Source organism: Nocardia vaccinii NBRC 15922 (genome assembly GCF_001613305.1).
GTDB classification, from domain to species: Bacteria; Actinomycetota; Actinomycetes; order Mycobacteriales; family Mycobacteriaceae; genus Nocardia; species Nocardia vaccinii.
The window spans coordinates 16,261-42,902 of sequence record NZ_BDCC01000020.1 but is presented as its reverse complement, the minus strand read 5'-3'; the positions used below and the strand labels follow the sequence as shown (position 1 = coordinate 42,902).

Below are 26,642 nucleotides of genomic sequence, written 5' to 3'. Positions count from 1 at the left end.
GATTCCCGGTCCGCAGTAGGCACACGGACCACGACCCGCACCGCAATGATCGCTGTGATCATCGCGGTGCGGGTCGAGTCGTCTGCGGCCGGTGAGAGGTTCGCACCCCGCGATTCGGCGGGCCTGCGCACACCGGTGGATCGGCTTCACTGTCGGATCAGGTCGGCTCGTCGAACCATCGACGCATCGCGGCGATCTTCGGCGGAGAGGTGCTCGCACGAATGCCGCCCGCGCTGCGGCGACGCGGCATCCGAGCCGCCCGATCGTCAGCGAACTGTGCCGGTTGCGGTCCGCCGACCGGCGAGGTCGCGGGCTGCGACCTGCCAGGTGTGGTCGTCGCCCGCGTTCGCCGCGACCACCAGGCCCTGGAAGTCGTACAGCGGTGACTGCAGACGGTAGTCGAAGACGGTGCCCGCGGCGCCGCGGGCACGGGCGGCCTCGGCCATCGCGGTGGCTTGCAGCGGGCCGTGCGTGAGCAGGCCCGGATAGCCTTCGGTCTCGCGGGCGTACTCGCGGTCGTAGTGGATGCGGTGCCCGTTGTAGGTCAACGCCGAGTAGCGGAACAGCAGGGTGGGGCTGACGGGGATCTGCCACTCGCCATCCGCGGCGGGGACCTCGGGTCCCGTCTCGGTCGCCGGGGGTTGCGTGATTGCGGGCACGTCGCGGTAGACGATGTCCTGACGTTCGTCGACGACGACGTCGCCGCATTGCAGGATGTGGTGGCGGACGGTGACGAACGTCAGTCGCCCCGTCCTGCCCTGCTTCTCGGTGACGGCCTCGACGGAGGTGCGGCGCGTCGCGAGCACGCCGATCCGTAGCGGCGCGAGGGAGCGGACCTGGCCACCGGCCCACATGCGCCGGCGACCTGGTTCCGGCGGGGTCGGCACGGTGTTGCGGACGGGGTGGCCGTCGGGGCCGAGGTCGGCCTGCGACGGCCGATCGAGCAGGTACACCCAGTGCCAGGTCAGCGGCAGCCCCTCCGCCCCCTCCAAATCGGGCGTGGTGACGCCGAGTAGCCCGGCAAGGCCCTCGGCGGGGCCGGCGGTGAGAGTCTCGGTGCGTTCGACGGTCGTCATCGGAGGCCCTCTCGTGCGTCGCCGAATTCGGCGCGGATCGATTCGTTGTGCCGGCCGAGGCGGGGCACGTCCCGCATGGCCGCTTCGCGGCCGCGGACGGTGACGGGTGGGAGCAGGGCGCGCACAGGACCGCCGGGGGTATCGACGGTGCGCCAGCGGTCCCGGGCGGCGAGCTGTGGGTGGGCGACGAACTCGGCGGGGGTGCGCATCCGGGCGCACGCGATGCCGGCGGCGTCGAGGGTCGCCACCAGCGCGTCCGCGGTGCAGGTGGAGAACGCTTGCTCGAGGATCTCGGTGATCTGCGCGTCGTTGGCGACTCGCTCGGGGTTGTGTGCGAATCGAGGATCGTCGGTCAGCTCGGGCCGGCCGATCACGGTGGTGCAGAAGGTCTTCCATTCGCGGTCGTTCTGGATGCCGAGGAAGACGACGCCCGCACCCGTCCGGTACGGCCCGTACGGGGCGATGGACGCATGCCGGGCGCCGGTGCGACGCGGCTCCTGCGGGCCGTACATGCCGTAGTACGCGGGCTGCATCGCCCACTCGCCCAACGCGTCCAGCATCGCGACGTCGAGGGTTGCGCCGATACCGGTGCGCTCGCGCTCGTACAGCGCGGCGAGGATCCCGGCGTACGCGTACATGCCGGTCGCGATGTCCGCGATCGAGATCCCCGCCTTCGCCGGCTCGTCCGCGGTGCCGGTCGAGGCGACGACACCGGTCTCGCATTGGACCAGCAGGTCGTAGGCCTTCTTGTCGCGGTAGGGGCCGTCCGGACCGTAGCCGGAGATCGAGCAGTAGATCAGCCCGGGGTGACGTTCCCGTACCGCGTCCGGGCCGAGGCCGAGGCGGTCCATCGAACCCGGGATCAAGTTCTGCACCAGCACGTCCGCGCCGGCGATCATCGCGTCGAGCACCGCCCGGTCGGCGGGCTCCTTGATGTCCAGCTCGACGCTCTCCTTGCCCCGGTTGAGCCACACGAAGTAGCTCGATTCGCCGTGCACCGTGCGGTCGTACCCGCGGGCGAAATCGCCTGTCCCCGGGCGCTCCACCTTGATCACCCGGGCCCCGAGGTCCGCGAGCTGGCGGCCGGCGAACGGGGCCGCCACTGCCTGCTCCAGCGAGACGACGGTAATCCCTTCCAGCGCAAGACTATTCATCGATCAGCTCCTCGCTGTCGGGGCGATCCGGCCAGCACCGGACGGTCGATCACCATTCCGTCCACCGACACCGCGCCGGCCTTCTCGAACCGTTCGGGCCGGTCACCGGGCACGAACAACCACGTGAGGGCAATCGAGACACTCATCGGCGCACCGGATTCCGCTTGATCAGCTGCTTCGTGATGACATCCTTCTGGATCTCGTTGGTGCCCTCGCCGACGATCATCAGCGGGGCGTCGCGGAAGTAGCGCTCGACATCGAACTCCGTGGAGTAGCCGAACCCGCCGTGGATCCGCACCGCGTCCAGTGCGATCTTCATCGCCGTCTCCGACGCGAACAGCTTCGCCATCCCGGCCTCCATATCCGCGCGCTCGCCGGACTCGTACCGCCGCGCGGCGAACTGCACCAGCTGCCGCGCCGCGGTCAGCGACGTCGCCATATCCGCCAGGTAGTTGCCCACCGACTGGTGCTGCCAGATCGGCTTGCCGAAACTCTCCCGCTCCTGCGCGTAACGCAGCGCGTCGTCCAGCGCCGCGCGCCCGACCCCCAGCGCCCGGCTCGCGACCTGGATGCGGCCGATCTCCAGCCCGCGCATCATCTGCGAGAACCCCCGCCCCTCCTGCGTGCCGAGCAGCGCCGTCGCCGGCACCCGGAAATCCGTGAACGACAACTCGCAGCTCTCCACGCCCTTGTAGCCCAACTTCGGCAGATCACGGGACACCTCGAACCCCGGCCCCTTCTCCACCAGCAGGATGCTCACCCCCTTGTGCGCCGGCTCCGCCTCCCGGTCCGTCTTGCACAGCAGCGCGACCAGGTCCGACCGGCGAGCGTTCGTGATCCACGTCTTCGCGCCGTTCACCACGTACTCGCCGCCGTCCCGGCGCGCCCACGTGCGCATCGCCTGCAGATCCGAGCCGCCGCTCGGCTCCGTCAGCGCCATCGTCGCCCGGATCTCACCGGTTGCCATTCGCGGCAGGTAACGGTCCTTCTGTTCCCGCGTGCCGAACGTGAGCAGCAGCTTGGACACGACGGTGTGCCCGCCCATCGCGCCGGCCAGGCTCATCCACCCCCGCGCCAGCTCCTCGGTCACCGCCGCGTAGCACGGTGTCGACACCGCGGCCTCGCCCCACGGCTCCGGGATCGCCAGACCGAAGATCCCGATCTGCTTCATCTGCTCGATCAGCGTCTCGGGATACGTGTTCGTATGCTCGAGTTCCCGAGCCACCGGCCGTACCTCGCGGTCCACGAAATCCGCGACCAGAGCGACGATCTCGCGCTCGTTCTCATTGAGTTCGTACATCCTCTGCTCCAGTCGTCCGCTCTGCCGTACTTCGACTCCCGATAGCCATCGTGACTGATGATATGAATCAACCTGAAATAGAATTTTGTGATGCGGCCATGCGGCCGTGCGATGTCGAGCCATCGCTGGAGGTCACCGGAATAGGCGCTGAGCAGGCCGAAGGCGGATACCGGGGTGCCGTTCCCGCAGCCGCCGCACGAGCGGCGCGGCGACGATGTCGACGGAACTCTCCAGCAATCCCACGGTGACGATGCCCGACACCGACGCGCCCTGGGGCCGGACCTCGGCGCGAGCCCGTTCCAGCTCGGCGAGGGCGCGTCGGGCGCGGTCGACCAGCACCGCACCGGCATCGGTCGGCCGCATTCCGTGCCGCGTCCGCTCGAACAGCGATATCCCGAGTTCTTCCTCCAGCGTCTTGATCTGGCGCGTCACCGCCGGCTGCACGAGATGCAGGAGCTGCGCCGCCCGGGTCACGCTGCCCGCCTCCGCCACCGTCACCAGTGCGGTGAGCTGCTTGAAATCCGTTTCCGCTCCCTCGGCTGCACGACCATGCGGCATAGTGAAATCAGAAACTTTTATTTCACGGCCTGTCACATCAGGTCATGCTCGAGAGCCCGGTCACGCAGTTACGGGAACCAGCGCGCGAGCAAGGCAGGCGCCGACCGGGCGCACGCCGAAACCACCGCACCGTAGCGGCGGCCCATCCATCGACCACTTCCAATCCCCCAGGCACGCACCGGGCTCTCGTGATCAGGGCTCGCTATCGCGCCGCGATCCGCCGCGCCATCGCCTGAAGGCCGTACATCTGCGCCCCGGCTTCACGCATGCGGGCCGGACCACTATTGCGCCGAGCTGGGCCGCGACATCAAGCCGAGTAGCGCGCAACACCGGGGCGTGCGCGCGGCGCCGGAGACCGTGTCGGCTGTCAAGGAGATCGGGAGCCGAGCCCTCGTCTTTGCCGTCGACGAATCCTCCGGCACGGTCGCAGGCTTCCGCCCACGTGGCCGACACACCAGACGAGTCAGCGGGTCACAGGTGCGGATGGCAGCCGAGGGAGGCGCTGTAGACCGCGGGGTGAGCGTCGGATGCGGCCAGGTTGCGGCGCTCCTCGCGGGTGAGGTCGTGACGCCTCATGGGGTGGTGAAGGCAGGCGCGCAACTTCGGCAGCAGGGGGCGATGGGCGGGGCGGCGCAGGTGGATCATCGCCATCACTCTCCCTTCTCGGATTCCAGGTGAGAGTCCCATTCTTCCACCGGATCGTCGGCATCGGCGTCGATATTCACGCGATCCTTACTTCGGACCGGACGATCATCGGGCCGGAGCGGATCCGTGCGGGATACGGCCTCGCCCTTGCCAGCACGACGACATGATGAGAGACTTTTACAATAACCTTCTCACTGCCGAGTGGGTAAGCCGCGCTGCCTGTGCGATCAAAGGAGATCCCGTGACCGCGTCCACACGAATCGAGCCCGCCGACCGCGAACTTCCGGCCCGTCGGCCGTTCACATCCGAGAGCCGGATGTGGGACGAGGTCGGGTTGATCACCTTTCCGTTCACCTCGGGGTCCGCCTTTCTGCTGCAGACGATGGAGCCGTCCATCGCGGCGGTGGTCGACGAACATTCGACCTTCCGCACCGATCCGATGGGCCGGGCCTTTCGCAGTATCGCCTCGGTGATGATGTGGATCTACGCCGGGGACGAGGCGCTGGCCGAGGCGGATCGCCTCCGCAAGATGCACACCACGCTCAATACCGTTGACGCACAGGGTGTTCGGCATACCGCGCTGTCGTCCGGACCGTGGGCCTGGGTGCTGCACACCGCGGTCTACGCCTACACCGAGGGCGCGAAACCCTTCACCCGCACGCCGCTGAGCGAAGCCGACAAGGAGGAGTACTACCAGGAGGTCGTGCAACTGATGCGCAACTTCTCGGTGGCGCCCAAGGAGATTCCGCCGACCTACCGCGAATGGCTGGACTACTTCCACGACAAGCTGGAAAACCATCTGCTCGCGACCCCCGTCGCGTACGACTTCCTGAAGGTGAGTCGGCGGATCGCCCCGCCGACCTTCCTGCCCCGTCCGCTCGCACCGATATGGCGGGCCGCCACAGCACCGGTGAGCCGCCTGCAGTACTTCTTCACCGTGGGCACCACTCCCGGGAGCGCCCGCGAGAAACTGGGCCTGAGCTGGTCGTCCACCGATGAGGCGACCCTGCGTGCCCTCGGCTGGCTGGTCGGGCGCACCGTCCCGCTGCTCCCCGAACGCCTGCGCTACTTCCCGATCGCCTACGAGGCCCGCCGCCTCGAACGCGATCGCGCCCGCCTGCGCAAGAAGATCGACCTGCGCCCGATCTGATCCCCGCGAACCGTCGACCCGCCCGGCTGTCGTTCGGCAGATGATTGCCTGCGCAGCCGGGTGACACCCGGACGATCTGTCGCGCCGCCCCATCTCGGTCGGCGCAGGCGAGAACTCCGGCCCCGGGTGAACCGTGTCGGGCGCTACCGCATCACGGACTCGACCTACCCCTGATGCGATCCGAACCGCGGACCCGGCGGGCCCATCCGGGTGCCGTCGCGGCGTCCGACCACCCGTGCGCCGACGACACGCGCAACGGACTCGACCTACCTCCGAGCAGGTCCGGGGCCCCCGACCGGTCCGTCCGGGTGTCGCCGCGACACGTGATCAGCTGTGCGGCAATGACACCCGGACGATCGATCAGTCGTGTCGCACGCGCTCCCCGGCCGGTGCGGGAAAGAATCCCGACTCGACGAAGGCCGTTACATACGCGTCCAGTACCGCGGAATCGACCGGCGGACAAGCGATCCCGTACCGCGCGAGGGCCGTCCGGGTGCGGGTGTCCTCGACGGTGATCGGCGAACCGCCGTAGTTGCCGCTGACCAGGGCCGCACGTACCAGCGAGTCGTCACCCGCGGCATCGCGGGCGGCCGCCTCCTCGGCCAGCCGGACGGCGATCTGCTCCACCGGGGCGATCTCGATCGGAATTCCGTTGCGGCTCAGGGCCTGGAAGATCTCACCTATCCGCACCGCGTTCCGATTCACCAGATGGTAGGCCGTACCGTCGGCCGGTTCGGCCGCCAGCGCCACGATCGCCGCGACGACGTAGTTCACCGGGACCAACGGCATCGCCGCATCGCCGGTGTCGGGCGCCAGTCCGAGGATGGCCGCGGCCCGGATCATGTTCCAGAACGAGTCGTCGGCGCTGTTCACACCAGTGTGCGGAGCACCGGACACCAGGCCGGGCCGGTAGATGCGCACCGGCACACCACGCTCACCGGCCTGCCGGACCAGTTGCTCGGCAACCCATTTACTGGCCACGTACCCGTTGTCGGACACCTCCGCGACGCTCAGCTCGGTATCCTCCGCACCCGCGAAATCCGGTGTGAGCGCGACGGGGATCACCGTATTGGCCGTGGAGATGTAGTGCACCGGCTTGATCCGGCCGTTGGTGGCCAGGCGCAGCACCTCCCGGGTACCCGACACATTGGCCGCACGCAACCGCGCGTAGGGCTCGATGTGGTTGACCCGGGCGCCGTTGTGGAAGATCACATCGACCCGCTCGGCCAGCCGGGTGTAACCCGCCTGATCCAGCCCGAACCTGGGTGCGGCCAGATCGCCTGCGACAGCGACGATCCGGGAGCGGTACGAATCCTGCCAGAGCCGGTAGTGCTCCAGCGAATCACGAATTCGCTTCTCCGCCTGGCCGTCGTCGTCACCGCGCACCAGGCACCACACCCGCGCGGAAGTGCTGTCCAGCAGTTCGCGCAGCAGATGCGCGCCCACGAAACCGGTTGCGCCGGTGAGCAGTACGTCCTGCGGCGCGTCCGCGCGCGCGGGCAGCACACCGGCGCCGTCGATCTCCGATTCGAGCACCGCGTCGGCGGCCATCGAGGGCCGTGGATCGGTCACCGCGACCGCCGACTCACCCGGATCGTCGATCCGGGCCGCGAGGGCACGCACGGTGGGCGCGGTGAACAGCGCCGCCATCGGCACATCGATGCCGAGCCGACTGTTCAGTGCCCGCTGCAGTGTGAAGGCCAGCAGCGAACTGCCGCCGAGGGCGAAGAAGTCGTCCTCGGCGCCGACGCGATCGACCTGCAACACCTCGGTGAAGACCTCGGCGACCGATCGCTCGGTTTCGGTGGCGGGCGCGACGAATTCGCGCGTCCGCAACACCGGCCGCGGCAGGGCTTTGCGGTCGGCCTTACCGCTGGCGTTCATCGGCATGGCATCGAGCACCATGATCGCCGAGGGCACCATGTACGAGGGCAGCACCTGGCTCAGCGACGCCCGCAGGGCATCGACCGACAGGTCCTCGACCGCCGGAACCACGTAGGCGACGAGTTGATCGCCGATCTCCGAGGGCGCCACCACCACGACCGTCTGGGCGACCGTGGATTCGGCCAGCAGCGCGGTCTCGATCTCGCCCAGCTCGATCCGGTGGCCCCGGATCTTCGCCTGGAAGTCGCTGCGGCCCAGGTACTCCAGCACGCCGTCCGGCCGCCGCCGCACCAGGTCACCTGTCCGGTACATCCGCGATCCGGGCGGGCCGTACGGATCCGCGACGAACCGGTCGGCGCTCAGATCCGGTCGGCGCAGATAGCCGCGCGCCAATTGGGTTCCCGCCAGATACAATTCGCCGACCACGCCGGCCGGAGTGAGCCGCAACCGGGAGTCGAGCACATAGGTGCGCGTATTCCATTGCGCCACACCGATCGGTACCGTCGTCCGGTCGCCGGTGGATGCGGGCCGGTACGTCACCGAGACCGCGGCCTCGGTCGGGCCGTACAGATTGTGCAGCCCGGCCGAGGACAAAGCGGCGAATTCGGCGACGGTGCCGGGCGGCAGCGCCTCGCCGATGGCGAACACCGCACGCAACGAGGCCACCTGTGCGGGCTGCGCGGCGGCCAGGAACACCTGCAGTACCGAGGGCACGAAATCGGTGACCGTCACCTGATGCGCATCGATCAGCTCGGCGAGGTAGCGCGGGTCGCGCTGTCCGGCGGGTGCGGCGAGCACCACCCGCGCGCCCGCCCACAGCGGCACGAAGTAACCCCACAGCGAGACGTCGAACGTCGTCGCCGTCTTCTGCAGGTACACATCCCGCGGCGCGATCGAGTAGTGCTCGGCCATCCAGGCGATCTGATTGGTGATCGCGCCGTGCGGGACCAGCACCCCCTTCGGGCGGCCCGTGGACCCGGAGGTGAACAGGACGTACGCCGGATGATCCGCACGCAGCGGGGTGCGCAGTTCGCTCGCGCCGACCGGTTCGGCGGAGTATTCCGACAACTCGAGTGTGTCCAGGTCGCCCCCGCGAGCGCCCGGCACCTCGGCGCCGCCGGTGGTCAGTACCAACGCGGGCTCGGCGGTCTCCAGCACATACGCGATCCGCCCGGCCGGATGCTCGAGATCCAGCGGCAGGTAGGCCCCGCCCGCGCTCAGCACCGCGTACATCGCCACCATGAGTTCGGCCGAACGCGGAATAGCCAGTGCGACAACCGATTCCGGACCGACGCCCTGACCGATCAGGTATCGGGCGAGCCGGTTGACGCGCTCGTCGAACTCTCGATAGGTCCACACCGTCTCGTCGTGCACCACGGCCACCGCGTCCGGCGCCGCCGCGACCGCGCGGCGGTATCCGCTCAGCAACACCTCGTCGGCAATCGGATGCGCGGTATCGGCCGCATCGCTCAGCAGCGCCGCGCGCTCGGCCGCATCGATCACATCGATATCACCCAGCACCGCATCGGAATCGCGGGCCAGCGTGCCGAGCAGCCGGACGAAACGATCCACGAACCCCTGCACGGTGTCGTGCTCGAACATGTCCGATGCGTACGTGACGATGCCGCCGATCCCCTGCGGCGCCCCCTCGGCGTCATAGGAATCACCGATCATCCAGTGCAGATCGAACTGCGAGACCTCCACGCCGATATCCAGGCCCGACACGCCCAGTCCGGGCATTTCCAGGGCCACCGGCGCGAGGTTCTGGAACGACAGCGCCACCTGGTAGAGCGGATGCCGGGCCGGTGAACGCACCGGATCCAGCACGCCGACCAGCCGTTCGAACGGCACGTCCGCATTGGCGAAGGCGCGGATGTCCTCCTCCCGCTGACGCGCGAGCAGTTCGCTGAACGTCGCTCGGGCGTCGTAGCGGGTGCGGAAGACCAGCGTGTTGATGAACATGCCGATCAAATCGTCCAGCGCCGCGTCACCACGACCGGCGACCGGGGACCCGATCGCGATGTCGTCGGTGCCCGACAACCGCGCCAGCAGCACCGCGAGCGCGGTGTGCACGGTCATGAACAGCGTCGCGCCGTGCGTGCGCGACAGTTCCGCGAGGGCGCGATGGGTGTCGGCGTCGACACGGACCTCGACCCGGCCGCCGGTGTAGGAACGCAGCAGCGGTCGCGGGCGATCCGAGGGCAGGTCGAGCTGGTCCGGCAGACCCGCCAGCGCGGTTCGCCAATAGGAAATCTGCTGAGCGGCAAGCGATTCCGGATCGTCCTCGGAACCGAGCACGGTGCGCTGCCAGATGCTGTAGTCCGCGTACTGCACCGGCAGCGGCTCCCACCGGGGAGCGTCTCCGGCGCTGCGCGCGGCGTACGCCAGCATCAGATCCCGGGCCAGCGGGCCGATCGAGGAGCCGTCGGCGGCAATGTGATTCACCACCACGGCCAGTACGTACTCGTGCTCGTCCGGTTCGGCCGCACCCAGGTCGAACAGCGCGACCACCAACGGCACCCGCTCGGTGAGGTCGAATTCCGTGCGCGCGAGCTCGGCAACCGCCGCCGCGATCGCGGACGGTTCGACCGGCTGCACCCGCAATGGTGGAACCGCCTGCGCCACAGGCAGAATCACCTGCACCGGACCGTCGTCCGGGGTAGCGGAATCCGCACCGGAGGTCCCCGCATCCGCCGCGAGCGGATACACCGTGCGCAGAATCTCGTGCCGGGCCACCAGATCCGCGATCGCCGCCCGCAACGCGTCCACGTCGAGCCTGCCGCGCAGACGCACCGCCATCGGCACGTTGTACGCCACCGACGCGGTGTCGAAGCGGTTGAGCAGCCACATCCCGCGCTGAGCCGGAGACAGCGGAATCCGTTCCGGCCGCGGACCGGCCACCAGCGCCGGGCGATCGTCGGCGACGGCGTGGTCGGCGAGGCGTGCCGCCAGGGCGGCCACCGTCGAGGCCTCGAACAGCAGCCGCACCGGGACCCGCGCGTCCAGCGCCGCGCCCACGCGGGCCATGAGCCGGGTCGCGATCAGCGAGTTGCCGCCGAGTTCGAAGAAGTCGTCATCGGCGCCGACCGGCGTTGCGGGAGCGAGCAATTCGGTGAACGCCTCCGCGACCAGTTCTTCCAGCCGCCCGGACGGAGCGCGGAATTCCCGGGTGTGCAGTCGCGGTGCGGGCAGTGCGGCGCGGTCGAGCTTGCCGACCGGGGTGAGCGGGATCCGGTCGAGCACCATGACGGTGGTCGGCACCATATGGGCGGGCAACCGCCGTTCGGCAACCGCGACCAGCTCGTCCGCATCGGCCACGGCGCCGTCCGCCGCATGCACGTAGGACACGAGAATGGTTGCGCCGGTAGGCAGTTCGTGTCCGATGGTGACAGCGAAGTCGATACCGTCCTGTCCGGCGAGCACGGCGTCGATCTCGCCGAGCTCGATCCGGAATCCGCGGATCTTCACCTGGAAGTCGTTGCGGCCCAGGTATTCCAGCTCACCGTCGAAGGTGCGCCGGACCAGATCGCCGGTCCGGTAAAGCCGGGAGCCGCTGGGGTCGAACGGATTCGCCACGAAGCGGGCCGCGGTCAGCGCGGGACGTTCGTGATAGCCGCGGGCCTGCTGCGCACCGGTGATGTACAGCTCGCCGACGGCCCGGTCCGGCACCGGCGACATCCGCTCGTCCAGCACGTATTCGGTGATGGCGCGGATCGGACCGCCCAGGGTCACCGTCTCACCGGGAACCAGCGGGGCGCTGATATTGGTCATGATGGTGGTCTCGGTGGGCCCGTACCCGTTGTAGAACTCGCGGGTGCGCCGGCCTCCGATCGGAATCGCCCAGCGCTGCACCAGGTCCGGCGGGCACGCCTCGCCACCGGCGATCACCACGCGCAGCTTGTCCAGTCCCTTGGGATCGACCGAGGCCAGCGCGGACGGCGTGATGAAGGCGTGGGTCACCCGTTCGCGGGCCAGCAGTGCGGCCAGTTCCGCGCCACCGTAGACGGTCGGCGCGGCGACCACCATGGTCGCGCCGCCGCCGAGCGCCAGCAGCAGTTCCAGGATCGACGCGTCGAACGACGGCGAGGCGAAATGCAGTGCGCGCGAACTACTCGTCACCCGGTAGCGCTCGCGCTGCTCCTCGCAGAAGCTCGCCAGTCCGGCGTGCGTGACGACCACGCCCTTGGGCAGACCGGTCGAACCCGAGGTGTAGATGACGTACGCCGGATGCGCCGCGCGCAGCGGGCGACGCCGATCGGCGTCGGTCACCGGATCGGCCGAGCTCGCATCGATCAGCCGCTCGGTCTCGACGTCGTCGAGGACCAGCCACTCCACCTGCGCGGGCAGATCTGCGCGCACCGACTCGACGGTCAACCCCAGCACCGCATGGGAATCGGCCAGCATATGCGCGACACGATCGGCGGGGTAGTTCGGATCGACCGGCACGAATCCGGCGCCGGACTTGGCGATCGCCCATACCGCGAGCACCGATTCCGGCGACCGCGGGATGCCGATCGCGACCAGATCCTCCGGTCCGATACCGCGATCGATCAGCACGCGGGCCAGCTGCGTCGAACGTTCGTCCAGGTCGAGGTACTCGAGTTCGGACAGCTGCTCGGTGGCATCGGCGAAGATCACCGCGACACCGTCCGGATTGTTGTCCACGGCCGCGGACATCAGGTCCGGCAGCGTCGGCACCCGCACCGAGTCCTCCGGCGGCGAGGCGACCGGTGCGGACGGGACGACCGGACCGCGGTCGCGTTCGCCGGCGTCCAGCAGGTCCACGTCGCCGACGACGATGCCCGGGTCGGCGGCCACGGCCGTGACGAATCGCTCGAACCGCCGCGCGATCCCGTTCACCGTGGCCTCGTCGAAAACATCGGTGGCATAGGTGAATCCGGCGACGAGCACGTCAAATGTGCCGTCCGCGGCGTAGTGCGGCTCGACCGTGACCAGCAGATCGAATTTGGCGGTGACCGCACCGGTGTCCATCGCCGCCACGGTCAGGCCGGGCAGCTCGAGCGTCGGTTGTTCCACGTTCTGGAATGCCAGCACGACCTGGAACAGCGGATCGCCACCGGTCGAGGTCGGCCGAACCGCCTCGGCCACCCGCTCGAACGGAATATCCGCATGGGCGAAGGCCGAAAGATCGGTCTCGCGAGCCCGTTCGATCAGGGCCGCGAACGGGCCGGAACGGTCGACGTCCAGGCGCAGGGTCAGGGTGTTGACGAACATGCCGACCAGATCGTCCAGCGCTGCCGCGCCGCGGCCCGCGATCGGTGTGCCGATCGCGATGTCCGATCCGCCGGACAGCCGCGCCAGCAGTGCCGCCAGCGCCGCGTGCACCACCATGAACAGCGACGAATGATGCTCTCGCGCAAGGTCGGTGAGTCCGGCATGCACCGCGGCGGGCACCGTCACGGTCGCCAGCGCACCGCGACCGGACGGCCGCGGCGGACGCGGATGGTCCAGCGGCAACCTCGGCGCTTCCGCGATACCCGCGAGCTGTCCCCGCCAGTACGTCAATTGCTGTGCGGCAACGGAATTCTCGTCATCGTCGGTGCCGATTGCCGCGCGCTGCCAGAGGGTGAAGTCCGCGTACTGCACCGGCAACGGCGCCCAGCCCGGCGCATTGCCCTCGAGCCGCGCGAGATAGGCGGTGACCAGATCGCGGGCCAGCGGGGCCAGCGATACGCCGTCGGCCGAAATATGGTGCACGACAACGACGAGCAGGTGATCGCCCGTGGCCGGATCGGCATAGAGGCGGGCCCGCACCGGCGGATGGGTGGTCACGTCGAATCCGGTGGCCATCACCTCGCTCACCCGGCCGAGGTCCTCGGCCGTGGCGGTCTCGACCAGCACACCGTCCGGCAGCGTCTCGCCGACCGAGAGGATCTCCTGCTGCGGCTCACCGCCGGGTCCGGACAGCGGGAATCGGGTACGCAACGATTCGTGCCGTTCCAGCACGTCGAGGACGGCATTGCGGATCGCCTCGACGTTCAGCTCACCGGTGAGGCGAATCGCGAACGGCAGGTTGTAGACCGGCGATTCCGGATCGATCTGGTTGAGCAGCCACATCCGCTGCTGCGCCAGCGAGAGCGGCACGATCGCCGGTCGCTCGGCACGGACCAGAGGCGGGCGCTGCGCGGCATCGCCCGCGCCCGGCACGATTCCGGCCGCGAGCGCGGCCACCGTCGGGGTGTCGAAGAGCGCACGCACGGAGACCCGCGCGTTCAGCGCCGCGCCCAGCCGCGCCACCACCTGCGTGGCGATCAGGGAGTTGCCGCCGAGACCGAAGAAGTCGTCGTCCGCGCCCACCCGGTCCACGCCGAGCACCTCGGCGAACACCCGGGCCACGATCTCCTCGATCGGGGTCGAGGGCGCGCGGAACTCGCGGGCGGCGAACGTCGGCCGCGGCAACGCCTTGCGATCCAACTTGCCACTCTGGTTGAGCGGCAACGCATCCAGCTCCATCACGGTCACCGGAACCATGTAGGAGGGCAGGATCCGGCCCAGCGCGGCGCGCAGCCGATCCGGTTCGATCCGAGCGCCCGGCGCCGCCACCGCGTAGCCCACCAGCTGGTCGCCGATCTCGGAGGCGGTCACCGCCACCGCGGCGTGCGCGACCTCCGGCTGCGCGGACAGGGCCGACTCGATCTCGCCGAGTTCGATGCGCTGGCCCCGCAGCTTCACCTGGAAGTCGCTGCGGCCCAGATACTTCAGCACGCCCGGCGACGACCAGGCGGCCAGGTCGCCGGTGCGGTACATCCGCCCGCCCGTGCCGAACGGGTCCGCGACGAAACGTTCCGCGGTCAGCTCCTCGCGCCCGATGTAGCCGCGGGCCAGCTGATCACCGGCGATGTAGAGCTCACCGGTCACCCCGGCGGGTACCGGCCGCAGCCGCGAATCCAGCACGTAGACACGGCTGTTCCAGCCGGGCGAGCCGATCGGCAGCCCGCCCTGTTCGTTTCCGGTCGCGAGCAACGTGGTCACCGCGATCGTGGTTTCGGTGGGGCCGTACACGTTCAGCGTGTCCACCGCGCCGAGTTCCCGCAGTGCGGCCACGGTCTCCGAGGGCAGCAGCTCTCCGCCGGAGATCACCAGACGCAGCGACGGCAACGATCCCGCCGCGGCGTGCGAGACAAAGACCGACAGCATCGACGGCACGAAGTCGGTGACGGTGACCCGTTGTGCCGCAATGGTTTCCGCGATGTACTGTGCGTCGCGGTGGCCGTCGTGGGTGGCCAGGACGAGCGTGGCCCCGACGCGCAGCGGCAGGTAGTAGCCCCAGATCGAGTCGAAGGTGACCGCGGCCTTGAGCAGGTAGACGTCGTCGGGGCGCACCGGGTACTCGGCCTGCATCCAGGTCATGTGGTTGACCAGCGCGCCCTGCGACACCGCGACGCCCTTGGGCCGCCCGGTGGAGCCCGAGGTGAACATCACGTACGCCAGGTTCTCCGGGCGTACCGGCCGCAACAGCTCCTCGGCGGCCAGCGGGCCGCCGTCCAGATCACGGGTGTCCACGGCATCGATGGCCAGCACCTCGACGCCGTCGGGCACCGGCACGGCGTCCGCGGTGGTGGTGAGCACGCAGACCGGTCGCGCGGTGCGGAAGACGTACTCGATGCGCTCGGCCGGGTGATCCGGGTCGACGGGCGTGTACGCACCACCGGCGCTACGGACCGCGTAGATGGCGATCATCAGTTCCGGCGACCGCCGGATCGCGATGCCCACCACCGAATCCGCGCCCACGCCCCGCGAGATCAACAGGCGGGCAAGCCGATTGACGCGCTCACCGAACTCGCGGTAGGTCAGCTCGGTACCCTCGTAGACCAGTGCCGTCCGATCCGGGTATTCCTGGACCGCGCGGCGGAACCCCGACTGCAACAGCTCCGGATCGATCGGGTGGGCGGTGTCGTTCCACTCGTGCAGGATGCGTTCCCGTTCGGCCGCGTCGAGCACATCGATGCTCTCGACCGCCATCCGCGGATTCGCCACGAGGGCGTCCAGCATCCGGACCATCCGCGCGGCAAGGGTTTCCACCTCATCGTCGGAGAAGCGGCTGCGCAGGTACTTCCAGGTCACCTCGAGCGTCGATTCGGCCAGCACCACCAGCGTCAGCGGATAGTGCGAATCGTCCAGCATGCCTACCCCGGTGACGGTCATCCCGTCGATGGAGCTGGCGGCGGCGATCGCCTCCTCGTTCAGCGGATACGACTCGAATACCAGCAGGCTGTCGAATTGCGTTGCGTCACCGGCGATCCGCTGGATATCGGTCAGCCCCACGTGATGGTGCTCGAACAGGGCCACCTGCGCACGCTGCAACTCGCGCAGCAGTTCGGCGACCGAGACCCCGCCCTCGGCCCGGACCCGCACCGGCACGGTGTTGACGAACAGGCCCACCATCGATTCCACGCCCGGCAGATCCGCAGGGCGGCCGGAGACCGCGGCCCCGAATACCACGTCGTCGCGGCCGACGAGCCGTCCCAACAGGATGCCCCAGGCGGCCTGAACCACGGTGTTCACCGTGACACCGAGTTCCGCGGCGAAGTCGGTGATCCGCCGGGTGGCCTCGGCGTCGAATCCGGTGACGACCTTGCCGATTTCGTAGTTCTCGGCCGTCCTCGGCTGCGGGGCGAGCAAAGTCGGCTCGTCCACGCCCGCGAGCGCCTCGCCCCACAGTCGCAGCGATTCGTCGCGGTCCCGATGGGACAACCAGGTCAGGAAGTTCCGGTAGGACTCCGGGCGCGGGAGTGCGGACGCGTCGCCACGAGTGGCGTACAGCAGCAACAGATCTCGCAGCAGCACCGGCATGGACCAGCCGTCGAGCAGGATGTGGTGCGTGGTGATCGCCAGATGGCACCGGTCGGATGCGGTGCGGTACACCGTGAATCGCAGCAGTGGCGCGGTGGACGGGTCGAAATGCGTTGCGCGGTCGGCGGCTATCCGCCGCCGCAATTCGGGTTCGCGCTCGGACTCGGGCAGCGCGGTCAGGTCCTCCTCGCGCCACGGTACGGTGACCCGATCCAGGACCACCTGCACCGACTGCCCCTCGGCGCCGGTGGCGAAGGCTGCGCGCAGGCTCGGATAGCGATCCACGATCGCCTGCGCGGCCGTGCGCAACCGGGACGTGTCCACCGTGCCGCCGAGATCCACCCGGGCCTGAATGGTGTACACGTCGACCGTGGTCTGCGTCAGCATCGTGTGGAACAACAGTCCGGACTGCAGCGGTGAGAGCGGCCAGATCTCCGACAACGCCGGATAATTGCGCTCCCACACCGCGATATCGGATTGCGCGGCCCGCACCAGCGGCAGATCCGACGGGGTCAGCCCGCCCGCGTCCGGACGTTGCGCGTGTCCGGCCAGCGCGGTCAACGCGGTGACCCACAGGTCGGCGAGTTCCTGCACCCGCTCGCGGGACAGCAGACCGGCCGGGAAGGCGAACGACGCGCCCAACTGCGGTCCGTCCGGACCGTCGGTGACGATCGCGTTGATATCGATCGCCCCGTTGGCAGGCATGTCACGATCCAGTTCGGCGTCGAAATCGCCCAGCTCACCGGTCGGCGCCCAACCCGATTCGGCGAGCTCCGCGGCCTCGCCACCGGCCGCGATCCGGCCCAGATAGTTGAAGGTGATCTGGCCGAGATCCCGCAGCTGTCCGGAGGTTTCGGGATTGAAGTGGCTCAGCAGGCCGAATCCCAGCCCCCGGCCCGGCACCGCCAGCAGCTGTTCCTTGATGGCCTTGAGTAGATCACCGGCGGCCGGGCCGCCGTCGAGCACCGCCGCGAAATCGGCATCCGCGAGATCGAGCCGGACGGGATACGCACTGGTGAACCAACCGACGGTATGCGACAGGTCCGCGCCCGGCACGAAATCGTCCTCGCGACCGTGCCCCTCGAGCCGGACCAGCACCGCGCCGCCCGCCGCGTCGCCGCGCCACCGGCTCACCGCCAATGCCAGCGCCGACAGCAGCGCGTCGTTGGCGCCGCCGCGGAACTTCGCGGGAATCGTGGCCAGCGCCGCCTCGGTCACCTCCGGCGGCACCGTCACCCGCAGCCGCTCGACGGTGGCCAGGGTGTCGATGGCGGGATCGAACGCGCGGACACCGAGCTGTGGATCTTCGGTCTGCGAAATCTCTTGCCACAGAGCCAGTTCCGCGACCACTTCCGGCCGGCGCGCCGCATCGGCCAGGGCGTGCGCCCAGCGCCGCATCGAGGTGCCGACCGCGGGCAGCGCCACCGGCTGCCCGGCCGCGATCTGCAGCCACGCCACCATCAGGTCCGGGATGAGGATGCGCCAGGACACCCCGTCGATCACGAAGTGATGCGCGACGACGAGCAGGATGTCGTGGCGGCCGGGCGCCTGAGCGTCCGGTTCGCCCTGGAAAGCGAACCGGACGAACTGCACCATGGCCGCGCCCGCGGGATCCAATCGGCCCAGCGCCGCATCGAATTCCGCACTCGCCCTTCGGCTCAGCTCGGCCTCGTCGATATCGGCCGGAAGGTCCACGCGACGCACCAGTGCGGCCGCGTCGACCGCGCCCGGGGCCAGTGCCTCGAATGTCCAGCCCTGCTCGGCATTTCCGTGCAGCCGCGAACGCAGCACGTCGTGGTGATCCAGGACGGCGTTCAGCGTGGCGAGCAACGTCTCGTCGTCGAGTTCATCGGGCAGCCGCAGCGTCATCGACTGGGAGTAGCGCCGATATGCCGGCCCCTTGGCCAGCGTCGCCGCCATCAGCGGCGTCAGCGGCATCTCCCCCACCCCGCCGCCGGGCAGCTCGGCGAGCTGTTCCCGCGCGGATTCGCCGACGGCGGAAGCGATTTCGGCCAGTCCGGCGACCGTGCGGTGGTTGAACACGTCCTGCGCGGTGAAAGCGAGCCCGCGGGCCTTGGCGCGCGAGACCAGCTGAATCGACAGGATGGAATCGCCGCCCAGCCCGAAGAACGAGTCATCCAGACCCACCCGCTCGACACCGAGCAGCCCGGCGAAGAGTTCGGCGATCAGGATTTCGTTCTCGGTGACCGGCGCGCGGAATTCGGCCGCCTCGAAGACCGGCTCGGGCAGCGCCGCGCGGTCCAGCTTGCCGACCGGGGTCAGCGGGATCTGGTCGAGCACCATGATGAGGGTCGGAATCATGTACGCGGGCAACGATTCCGCGAGGAACTCGGCCAGCCGGCCGGTGTCCACGGCGGTTCCCGCACGCGGCAGGACGTACGACACCAGCGCCTTGGAACCCGAGGGCAGCGTGCGGTCGAGCGTGGCCGCGTAGTCGATGTCCGGATGCGCGGTGAGCGCGTTGTCGATCTCGCCGAGTTCGATGCGCACACCGCGGATCTTCACCTGGAAATCGGTCCGGCCCAGATATTCGATCGTGCCGGATTCGCTGCGGCGCACCAGATCTCCGGTCCGGTACAGCCGCGCCCCCGGCTTCCCGGTCTCGGCGTCGAACGGGCTGGCGACGAAACGCTCCGAGGTCAGGCCGGGACGGCCCAGATACCCGCGCGCCAGCGCCGGGCCGGACAGATACAACTCACCGGTGGTGCCCGCCGGAACCGGACGCAGCCTCGCGTCGAGAACGAACGCGCCCATCCCGGGAACCGCGGTGCCGATGGTGACCAGCTCGTCCGAGCGCAGTGCGCCGGTGGCGGTCGCCAGAATCGTGGCTTCGGTCGGCCCGTAACCGTTGAGGAACGAGCGGCCGTCGCGGGCCCAGCGGCCGACCAGTTCCGGGCCGAACCGGTCGCCGGCGACCATGACGGTCCGAAGGTCGTCCAATCCGGTCGAATCCACCGACTCCAGCGCGCCCGGGGTGATCAGCATGTGCGTCACACGCTCGCGCCGCAGCAGCTCGGCCAGCTCATGTCCGCCGAACACCTGCGGCGGCGACACGACCAGTGTCGCACCCGAGGAGAAGGCCAGCATCAGCTCCAGGACGGAGACGTCGAAATTGGGCGAGCAGACATGCGCCACCCGGGACTCCCGGCCGACCCCGAACGACTCCCGCATCGCGGTCACCAGGCTGCCCAGACCGCCGTGGCCGACCACGACGCCCTTGGGCCGGCCGGTCGAGCCCGACGTATAGATGTAGTAGGCCGGATGCAGTTCGGACACCGTCCGCACCCGATCGGCATAGGAGACCGGGTGCGCGGGGTGTGTGGCGATCCGCTCGGCATGTGCCGCATCGTCCAGTTCGATCCACTCCGGACCAGCGGCGAACGCGGCGCGGTGGGCGGTCGTGGTCAAGCCGAGCACGGCTCCGGAATCGGACAGGATGTGCTCGATGCGCTCGGCCGGATAGGCCGGGTCCACCGGGACGAACGCCGCACCGGTCTTGGCGATCGCCCAGACGGCGAGCACCGATTCGATACTGCGCGCGATACCGACCGCCACCGCGTCGTCGGCGCCGATCCCTCGCGCGATGAGCTCGCGGGCCAGGCGAGAGGACGACTCGTCCAGCTCGCGATAGGTCAGCTGCCGGGCGTCGGCCGGATCACCGGACGCACTGAAACGGATCGCGACGGCGTCGGCCGCGTACTCCACGGCCGCGGTGAGCAGGCTCGGAAAAAGCACACTCCCCCGCCGACGATTTCCGCGCGACTGCTGACGCCCTGTATTCGTTCTCACCGTGCCGTATGGTACCGGTCAGGCCGGGTCGAGTGCCTTCGTGGTTGCCCCGGCTGATCGGCGTGCGGCCGCACGCCAGCGCCCCAAGGTCGTCCGGCCCGTAGCCCCATCACATCAACGCTCCCCACCCCGAGTGGTTCGTAGTACCGTACTGCCGAGTTCACCGCAGGGTATCGCCCGCCGCGGGCCCACTGTTTCACCGCGCGTCCGGCAGCGGGGTTCCCACGGCCGTCCGATTCGAATCGGCCGCGTCCCACATCGCCCGGGTTTCCGCAGCAACCGTGCTGCCGACGGCCTCTTCCCCTGGACGACAGGAGTCGAGAATTCGGCGTGCCGCCATCGTCGGAGGCTGCGGCGGTCCGATGCGTCCCCCGTTCCAATCGGACATCGCCCCGGTTCGGGTAGCCGAGTTCGCAACGCGGTATCTCCTCGCCACGGCCACCGCACGGATAAATTGGACACGGGCGGCCGGAGGCCGCCGCTGTGAAGGGAGCACGATGGTGCAGGCCGATACCGGTGAGTTCGACGGACGGGGCGGACGGGTCTTCTGGCGCGCCTGGGTCCCAGGGGACCGGTTGCGCGGGGTGATCGCCCTCGTGCACGGCGTCGCCGAGCACTCCGGACGATACGAACACGTCGGGAAACGCTTGGCGGACAGCGGTTTCGCGGTCTACGCACTCGATCACATCGGACACGGGCGTTCGGCCGGGCGCAAGGCGAACATCGACTCGATCGATGGCGCGGCCGACAATGTCGCCGCGGTGCTCGAGCTGGCCTCGCAACGTCATACCGGCGTGCCCCGCTTCGTCCTCGGGCACAGCATGGGCAGCCTCGTCACTCTCCACCTGGCCACCCGCGCCCCGCTGGACGTGGCCGGAGTCGCGATCTCCGCGCCGCCGCTGGATATCTCCGCGGGCAGCGCCCTGCAACGCGCACTCGCCCCCGCATTGAGCCGCTGGACCCCGAATCTCGGTGTCCTACAGCTGGATTCCGCCATGATCAGCCGCGACCCCGAGGTTGTTCGCGCCTACGACACCGATCCCCTGGTCTTTCGCGGCAAACTCCCCGCACGCACCGGCGCGGAGATCCTGGAGGCCACCGGGACCGTCACCGCCCGGCTGGACCGGCTGACCGTCCCGACCCTGGTCCTGCACGGCACCGCCGACGCGCTGGCCGCCCCGTCCAGCGCGGACACCATCGAACAGCGCGCGGGTGCGAGGGATCTCACCGTCACCCGCTACCCGGGCCTCTACCACGAGATTTTCAACGAACCCGAGCGGGATGCGGTGCTCGGCGACCTGGTCGGCTGGCTGGAGAAGCATTCGGCCACCGGGTAGCATCCGGCCATGAGCACTCCCACCGAGAGCCGCGTCGCCTTCATCCGCGCCAGCTGGCATCGCCCGATCGTGACGCAGGCGTATGAGGGTTTTCTGGCCGAGTACCGCGACCTCGGCTTCGATCCGGCGAGCGTCGAGGTCTTCGACGTACCCGGGGCGTTCGAGATCCCGCTGCACGCGCAGCGGCTGGCCCGCACCGGCCGCTACGGCGCGATCGTCGCCTCGGCCCTGGTCGTCGACGGCGGCATCTACCGCCACGAATTCGTCGCCTCGGCCGTCATCGACGGGCTCATGCGGGTGCAACTCGACAACGACGTGCCGGTGTTCTCGGTGGTGCTGACCCCGCATCACTTCCACGAGCACAGTGAGCACGTGAACTACTTCACCGAGCATTTCGTCACCAAGGGCGCCGAGGCCGCCCGCGCGCTCGCCACCACGCTCAGCTCGCTGCGCGGCCTGCCGGTGAACTGAGATAACGTATTTCGCCTCTGCCCGTAGCAATGACGCTGTGGCGCATGGGTTTCCGGGTCGGCGGGATCACGGGTCGGCGGCGTCGGCAGTCACCGCCGCAGGTCCGGCGAGACGGTCGGCGCGGGCATTCAGATATCGTTGCCGCGGTAAGGTTTCGGCTCGATTCGCGGCGTCCCGGTAAGCCTCGCGCGCGGCGTCGCGGTCACCGAGCAACTCCAGCAGGTGCGCCCGCACGGCATCGACGCGGTGATCACCCGGCAGACGCGAAGCGAGGCCGTCGACCAGCGCCAACCCGGCCCGAGGGCCACGTGACATCGCTACGGCGACAGCATGATTCAAGGCCACGACCGGATTGTCGCCGAATGCGAGCAGCCGTTCGTACAGTGCGGTGATCCGCGGCCAGTCGGTCGCGGCGTAGTCGGCGGCCTCGTCGTGCAGGGCGGCGATCGCGGCCTGCAACCGATACGGCCCGACATCCCCGCGCGGCGCGGTGGCGGTGATCAGCTCGATCCCTTCGGCGATATCGTCCGCGCGCCACAGACTCCGGTCCTGGTCGGCCATCGGGATCAGCTCACCACCCTCGCCGATCCGGGCCGGGCGACGCGCGTCGGTGAGCAACATCAGCGCCAGCAGTCCGGCGACCTCACCGTCACCTGGCAGCAGACGATGCGTCAGGCGAGCCAATCGGATTGCCTCGCTGGATAATTCGGCCCGATACAGCAGCGCGCCCGCGGTCGTCGAATAGCCCTCGGTGAAGATCAGATACAGCGTGTGCAGTACGGCGGCCAGCCGCTCGTCGCGCTCGGCCCCCGACGGGGGCGCGAACCGGACACCGCTTTCCTGGATCGTTGTCTTGGCCCGGGTGATGCGCCGGGTCATGGTCGCCTCCGACACCAGGAACGCACGAGCGATCTCGCTGGTGGACAGCCCGCCGACCGCCCGCAGTGTCAGGGCGACCTGCGACGGCGGCGACAACGCCGGGTGGCAGCACATGAACAGCAGGATGAGCGTGTCATCGGCGTCGCCGGGCACGCGATCCGCGGGCGGGGCCACCAGATCCCGCGGTGAGCGCCAACTCGCGACCACGTCCTCGCGCCGCCGCCGCGCCTGATCCCGGCGCAGCAGATCGGTCAGCCGCCGGGCCGCGACCGCGATCAGCCAGCTCAGCGGCTCCTCGGGGATTCCCTCACCCGGCCACTGCGTGGCGGCGGCGAGCAGCGCCTCCTGCACCGCGTCCTCGGCGGCGTCGAAATGCCCGTAGCGGCGGACCAGCGCGCCGAGGACCCGCGGCGCCAGGTGACGCAGCAGGTCCTCGATCTCGGTGCGCAGGTTCACAATTCGTCGACAGACTCCGCGATGGGGCGGATATCGGCATAGGCGTGGGCGACGGCCTCCGGCGGACCAGGACAGTCCCGCAGCCGCTCGGCGATCTCGGTGGCGCGGTCGAAGCTGACGCAGTCGACCACCCAGTATCCGGCCAGCACCTCCTCGGTCTCCGCGAACGGCCCGTCGGTCACGAACGGCTTCCCGTTGCGATTGCCCACCCGGCGGGTGTGCACGGGCGCGGTCAGCCCACGCGTCTCCACCAGTTCCCCGGACGCCTCCAGCTCCTGATTGAACTTGGTCATGAATGCGTGCAACTCGGCGAAATCCTGCGGTGACCAGGTGGACTCCCCGGCCCCGCCCATCCCGTCGTAGTCCCGCTGCGATCCGTAGCTCAGAATCATGTACTTCACGGCGAACTCCTTCCGATCAGCACCCCTGTGGCGCTGTCACCAGGTACGTCGAAGCCGCTGTCCATTCTCGGACATCCCTTCGCCGATTCCCCGGATTGCGCCGAAATCGCCGCCGAAGGCCCCCCGGAACGGTCAGTCCCGCAACGCTCGATAGGTCAGGGTCAGGAAGTCGTCGCCCAGCGGGACCTGCCAGTCCCCGGCCACGATGATGTTGCTGGTCTGCACGAACAACAGCGCGACGAGGTCGTGCCGCGGGTCGGCGATCCAGAAGGTGCCGAAGCCGCCCGGCCAGGACACCGCACCGACTCCCGGACCGATGCCGTCCTGCCGAATGCGGACCTGTACGCCGTATCCGAAACCTTGTTCCTCCCACATGGTTTGCCCCAGCGGCGGGTTGAACGGCGGGTCGGCGTGCTGCGCGGGGGTGAGGCGATCGCGCGTCATCGCGTCCACCGTGTCCCCGGTCAGGATCCGGGTGCCGTCGAGTTCGCCGCGGCCGAGAATCATCCGGGCGAAACGCGCGTAGTCGTCGACGGTGGAGACCAGACCCGCGCCGCCGGACGCGAACAGCGGACGCCGCGCCCACGCCGTGGCGTCCGGATGGTCGAGGACCTCGCCCTCGCGCGAGTACAGGACCGTGAGACGTTCGCGGGCGGATTCGGGCACCACGAAACCGGTGTCCACCATGCCCAGCGGCTCGAAGATCCGTTCGGCCAGTGCCGTTTCGAGCGGCTGACCGGTGATCCGGCTGATCAGCACGCCGAGCACATCCGAGGCGGTGTGGTATCGCCACAGCTCACCGGGCTGGGCGATGAGCGGCAGTTCGCCGAGACGGCGCATCCACGCGTCGGGGTCCAACGGCTCGCAGCCCGGTATGGCCAGGGCGGTGGCGACCGGGTCGGCGGTGAGTGAGAACAGTTGCGGGGCAAGGCCGGATCGTCCCCAGCCCAGGCCGAACCGATAGGTGAGCAGATCCTCCAGGGTGATCGGCCGGGACGCGGGCACGACGTCCTCGGGCGGGCCCAGCGGGTCGCGCATGACCTTGCGATCGGCGAGTTCGGGCAGCCAGGGATCCACCGGATCGGGCAGCCCGATCAGCCCCTGTTCCACGAGTTGCAGGGCGGCCACCGCCGTGACCGGTTTGGTCATCGACGCCATCCGGAACAGCGCGTCGCGCCGCATCGGCCGCCGCCCCTCGCGATCCTGCCGGCCCGCGGTGTCCACCTGAACCACTTCCCCGCGCCGGTGGATCATGGCGACCAGGCCCGCGACCTCGCCGCGGTCCGCGTACCCCGTCAGCGTCTCGCTCAGCAATCCCAGGCCATCGGCCGAAAACCCGTTCGCCACAACAGCTCCTTTCCCTGCACCGTCGTGAGCGTCAACCGGGCGGGCGAGCGGTTATTCCCGTCGGCGCAGCGCCAGCGCTCCCAGGCCCGCGACCACCATGTACACCCCGACCACCCACAGACCGGCACGCTGAGTTCCGGTCAGATCCTTCAGCCAGCCGGTGATGTAGGGAGCCGCGAATCCGCTGATATTGCCCAGCGAGTTGATCAGGGCGATACCGCCCGCCGCGGCGGCGCCGGACAGGAAGGTGCTCGGCAACGCCCAGAAGGTCGGCAGCGCCGCGAGCACGCCGACCGCGCAGACGGTCACCGCGGTCATCGCCGCGAACGGGTTGCCCAGGTAGAGCGCGACGGGAATGGCCAGACCGCCGATGATCGACGGCAACGCGACATGCCACCGCCGCTCCCCCGTCCGGTCGCCGTGCCTGCCCCACCACACCATCGCGACCGCGCCGATTACATACGGCACCGCCGTGATCAGACCGCGCTGCACCACCGAATAATGGCTGCCGTACTGCTGCTGGAATCCGGCGATGATCGTCGGCAGGAAGAATCCCAGGGCATACAGCCCATAGGCGATGCCGCCGTAGATCGCGGCGAGGCCCAGGATGCGCGGATGGGTCAGCGCCCGGCGCAACGTCCAGTGCTCGGCCTGGGCCAGCTCGGCCTCCTCACGCGCGAGTTCGGTTGCCAGCCACTCACGCTCGGGTGCGGTCAGCCAGCGGGCCTGCTCGGGCCGGTCGGTCAGATGGAACCAGGTGAGCACGGCCAGAATCAGCGCGGGCACGCCCTCGACCAGGAACATGAACCGCCAGCCGCTCAGCCCGAATACGCCATTTCCGTACTGGATCACCAGACTCGACAGCGTGGAGCCGACCGCCGTGGAGATCGGCACCGCCACCATGAACATCGCGACGATCCGTGCCCGATACCGCCGCGGGAACCAGTAGGTCAGATACAGCAGGATGCCGGGAAAGAAGCCGGCCTCCGCCACGCCGAGCAGGAATCGCAGCACGATCAGCACGGTGGCGTTCGGCACGAACACCATCGCGGTCGCGATCACGCCCCAGCTGAGCATGATTCGCGCCATCCAGCGCCGTGCGCCGAACCGGTGCAACGCCAGATTGCTCGGCACCTCGAGCACCAGATAACCGAGAAAGAAGATGCCCGAGGCGAATCCGAACACCGTCTCGGACAGAGCGAGATCGTGTTTCATCCCGCTGGGACCGGCGAAGCCGATGTTCACCCGGTCCAGATAGTTCACGAAATACAGCAGACCCAGGAACGGCACGAGGCGCAGGCCGACCTTGCGCAGCGTGGTCCGGGAGACATCGGTGGCTTCGAACACCTGCGTACTGTCG

Annotated in this window: 15 protein-coding genes; 4 read left to right on the top strand and 11 right to left on the bottom strand. The window is 69.2% G+C overall.

The annotated features are described in order from the left end of the window. Positions 1 to 266: 266 nt before the first annotated feature. The 6 genes from NV1_RS16230 to NV1_RS16210 form a co-directional block, all read right to left on the bottom strand. Positions 267 to 1,076, bottom strand: a complete 810-nt coding sequence (locus NV1_RS16230) for an HTD2 family dehydratase (RefSeq protein ID WP_067892051.1) — start codon at positions 1,074 to 1,076, stop codon at positions 267 to 269. After that, positions 1,073 to 2,230 (bottom strand): CaiB/BaiF CoA transferase family protein, encoded by a 1,158-nt coding sequence (locus tag NV1_RS16225; protein WP_067892049.1) that lies wholly within the window; start codon positions 2,228 to 2,230, stop codon positions 1,073 to 1,075. Before NV1_RS16225 ends, NV1_RS16230 begins: the two co-directional genes overlap by 4 nt. Further along, a complete protein-coding gene (locus NV1_RS43565) occupies positions 2,227 to 2,376 on the bottom strand; it encodes a hypothetical protein (RefSeq protein WP_157117025.1) in 150 nt (49 codons plus the stop codon). The genes NV1_RS16225 and NV1_RS43565 overlap by 4 nt, the downstream gene beginning before the upstream one ends. Continuing rightward, a complete protein-coding gene (locus tag NV1_RS16220; RefSeq protein ID WP_067892047.1) occupies positions 2,373 to 3,530 on the bottom strand; it encodes an acyl-CoA dehydrogenase family protein in 1,158 nt (385 codons plus the stop codon). Before NV1_RS16220 ends, NV1_RS43565 begins: the two co-directional genes overlap by 4 nt. A gap of 132 nt (positions 3,531 to 3,662) precedes the next feature. Next, the gene (locus NV1_RS44555) at positions 3,663 to 4,124 is read right to left on the bottom strand and encodes a LysR family transcriptional regulator (RefSeq protein ID WP_169813337.1); all 462 of its coding nucleotides are present in this window, start codon (positions 4,122 to 4,124) and stop codon (positions 3,663 to 3,665) included. Between the two features lie 435 nt (positions 4,125 to 4,559). Then, the gene (locus NV1_RS16210; RefSeq protein ID WP_067892045.1) at positions 4,560 to 4,739 is read right to left on the bottom strand and encodes a hypothetical protein; all 180 of its coding nucleotides are present in this window, start codon (positions 4,737 to 4,739) and stop codon (positions 4,560 to 4,562) included. Positions 4,740 to 4,762: 23 nt separating this feature from the next. Here NV1_RS16210 and NV1_RS43560 point away from each other — a divergent pair, with 23 nt between their 5' ends. Further along, positions 4,763 to 4,900, top strand: coding sequence for a hypothetical protein (locus tag NV1_RS43560; RefSeq protein WP_157117023.1), 138 nt, complete (start codon positions 4,763 to 4,765; stop codon positions 4,898 to 4,900). A 74-nt stretch (positions 4,901 to 4,974) separates the two neighbouring features. Next, positions 4,975 to 5,883, top strand: coding sequence for an oxygenase MpaB family protein (locus tag NV1_RS16205; protein WP_067892043.1), 909 nt, complete (start codon positions 4,975 to 4,977; stop codon positions 5,881 to 5,883). 360 nt (positions 5,884 to 6,243) lie between these two features. Here the strand turns inward: NV1_RS16205 and NV1_RS16200 are convergent, their stop codons facing one another. After that, positions 6,244 to 20,391, bottom strand: a complete 14,148-nt coding sequence (locus NV1_RS16200; protein WP_084525435.1) for a non-ribosomal peptide synthetase — start codon at positions 20,389 to 20,391, stop codon at positions 6,244 to 6,246. A gap of 497 nt (positions 20,392 to 20,888) precedes the next feature. Between NV1_RS16200 and NV1_RS16195 the strand changes: the two genes are divergently transcribed. Both NV1_RS16195 and NV1_RS16190 read left to right on the top strand, forming a co-directional pair. Further along, entirely contained in the window at positions 20,889 to 21,728 is an 840-nt protein-coding gene (locus tag NV1_RS16195; RefSeq protein WP_067892040.1) for an alpha/beta hydrolase, read from the top strand. 9 nt (positions 21,729 to 21,737) lie between these two features. Continuing rightward, positions 21,738 to 22,199, top strand: a complete 462-nt coding sequence (locus NV1_RS16190; protein WP_067892038.1) for a 6,7-dimethyl-8-ribityllumazine synthase — start codon at positions 21,738 to 21,740, stop codon at positions 22,197 to 22,199. 66 nt (positions 22,200 to 22,265) lie between these two features. On the opposite strand, the gene NV1_RS16185 is transcribed toward NV1_RS16190, so the two are convergent. The 4 genes from NV1_RS16185 to NV1_RS16170 form a co-directional block, all read right to left on the bottom strand. Then, positions 22,266 to 23,534 carry an RNA polymerase sigma factor gene (locus NV1_RS16185; protein ID WP_245713748.1) on the bottom strand — a complete coding sequence of 423 codons (1,269 nt, stop codon included), beginning with the start codon at positions 23,532 to 23,534 and terminating at the stop codon, positions 22,266 to 22,268. Beyond that, positions 23,531 to 23,926 (bottom strand): YciI family protein, encoded by a 396-nt coding sequence (locus NV1_RS16180; protein ID WP_245713759.1) that lies wholly within the window; start codon positions 23,924 to 23,926, stop codon positions 23,531 to 23,533. Before NV1_RS16180 ends, NV1_RS16185 begins: the two co-directional genes overlap by 4 nt. Positions 23,927 to 24,067: 141 nt before the next feature. Further along, entirely contained in the window at positions 24,068 to 25,282 is a 1,215-nt protein-coding gene (locus NV1_RS16175) for a serine hydrolase domain-containing protein (RefSeq protein WP_067892032.1), read from the bottom strand. A gap of 51 nt (positions 25,283 to 25,333) precedes the next feature. Next, the gene (locus NV1_RS16170; RefSeq protein WP_067892030.1) at positions 25,334 to 26,629 is read right to left on the bottom strand and encodes an MFS transporter; all 1,296 of its coding nucleotides are present in this window, start codon (positions 26,627 to 26,629) and stop codon (positions 25,334 to 25,336) included. Positions 26,630 to 26,642: the final 13 nt, after the last annotated feature.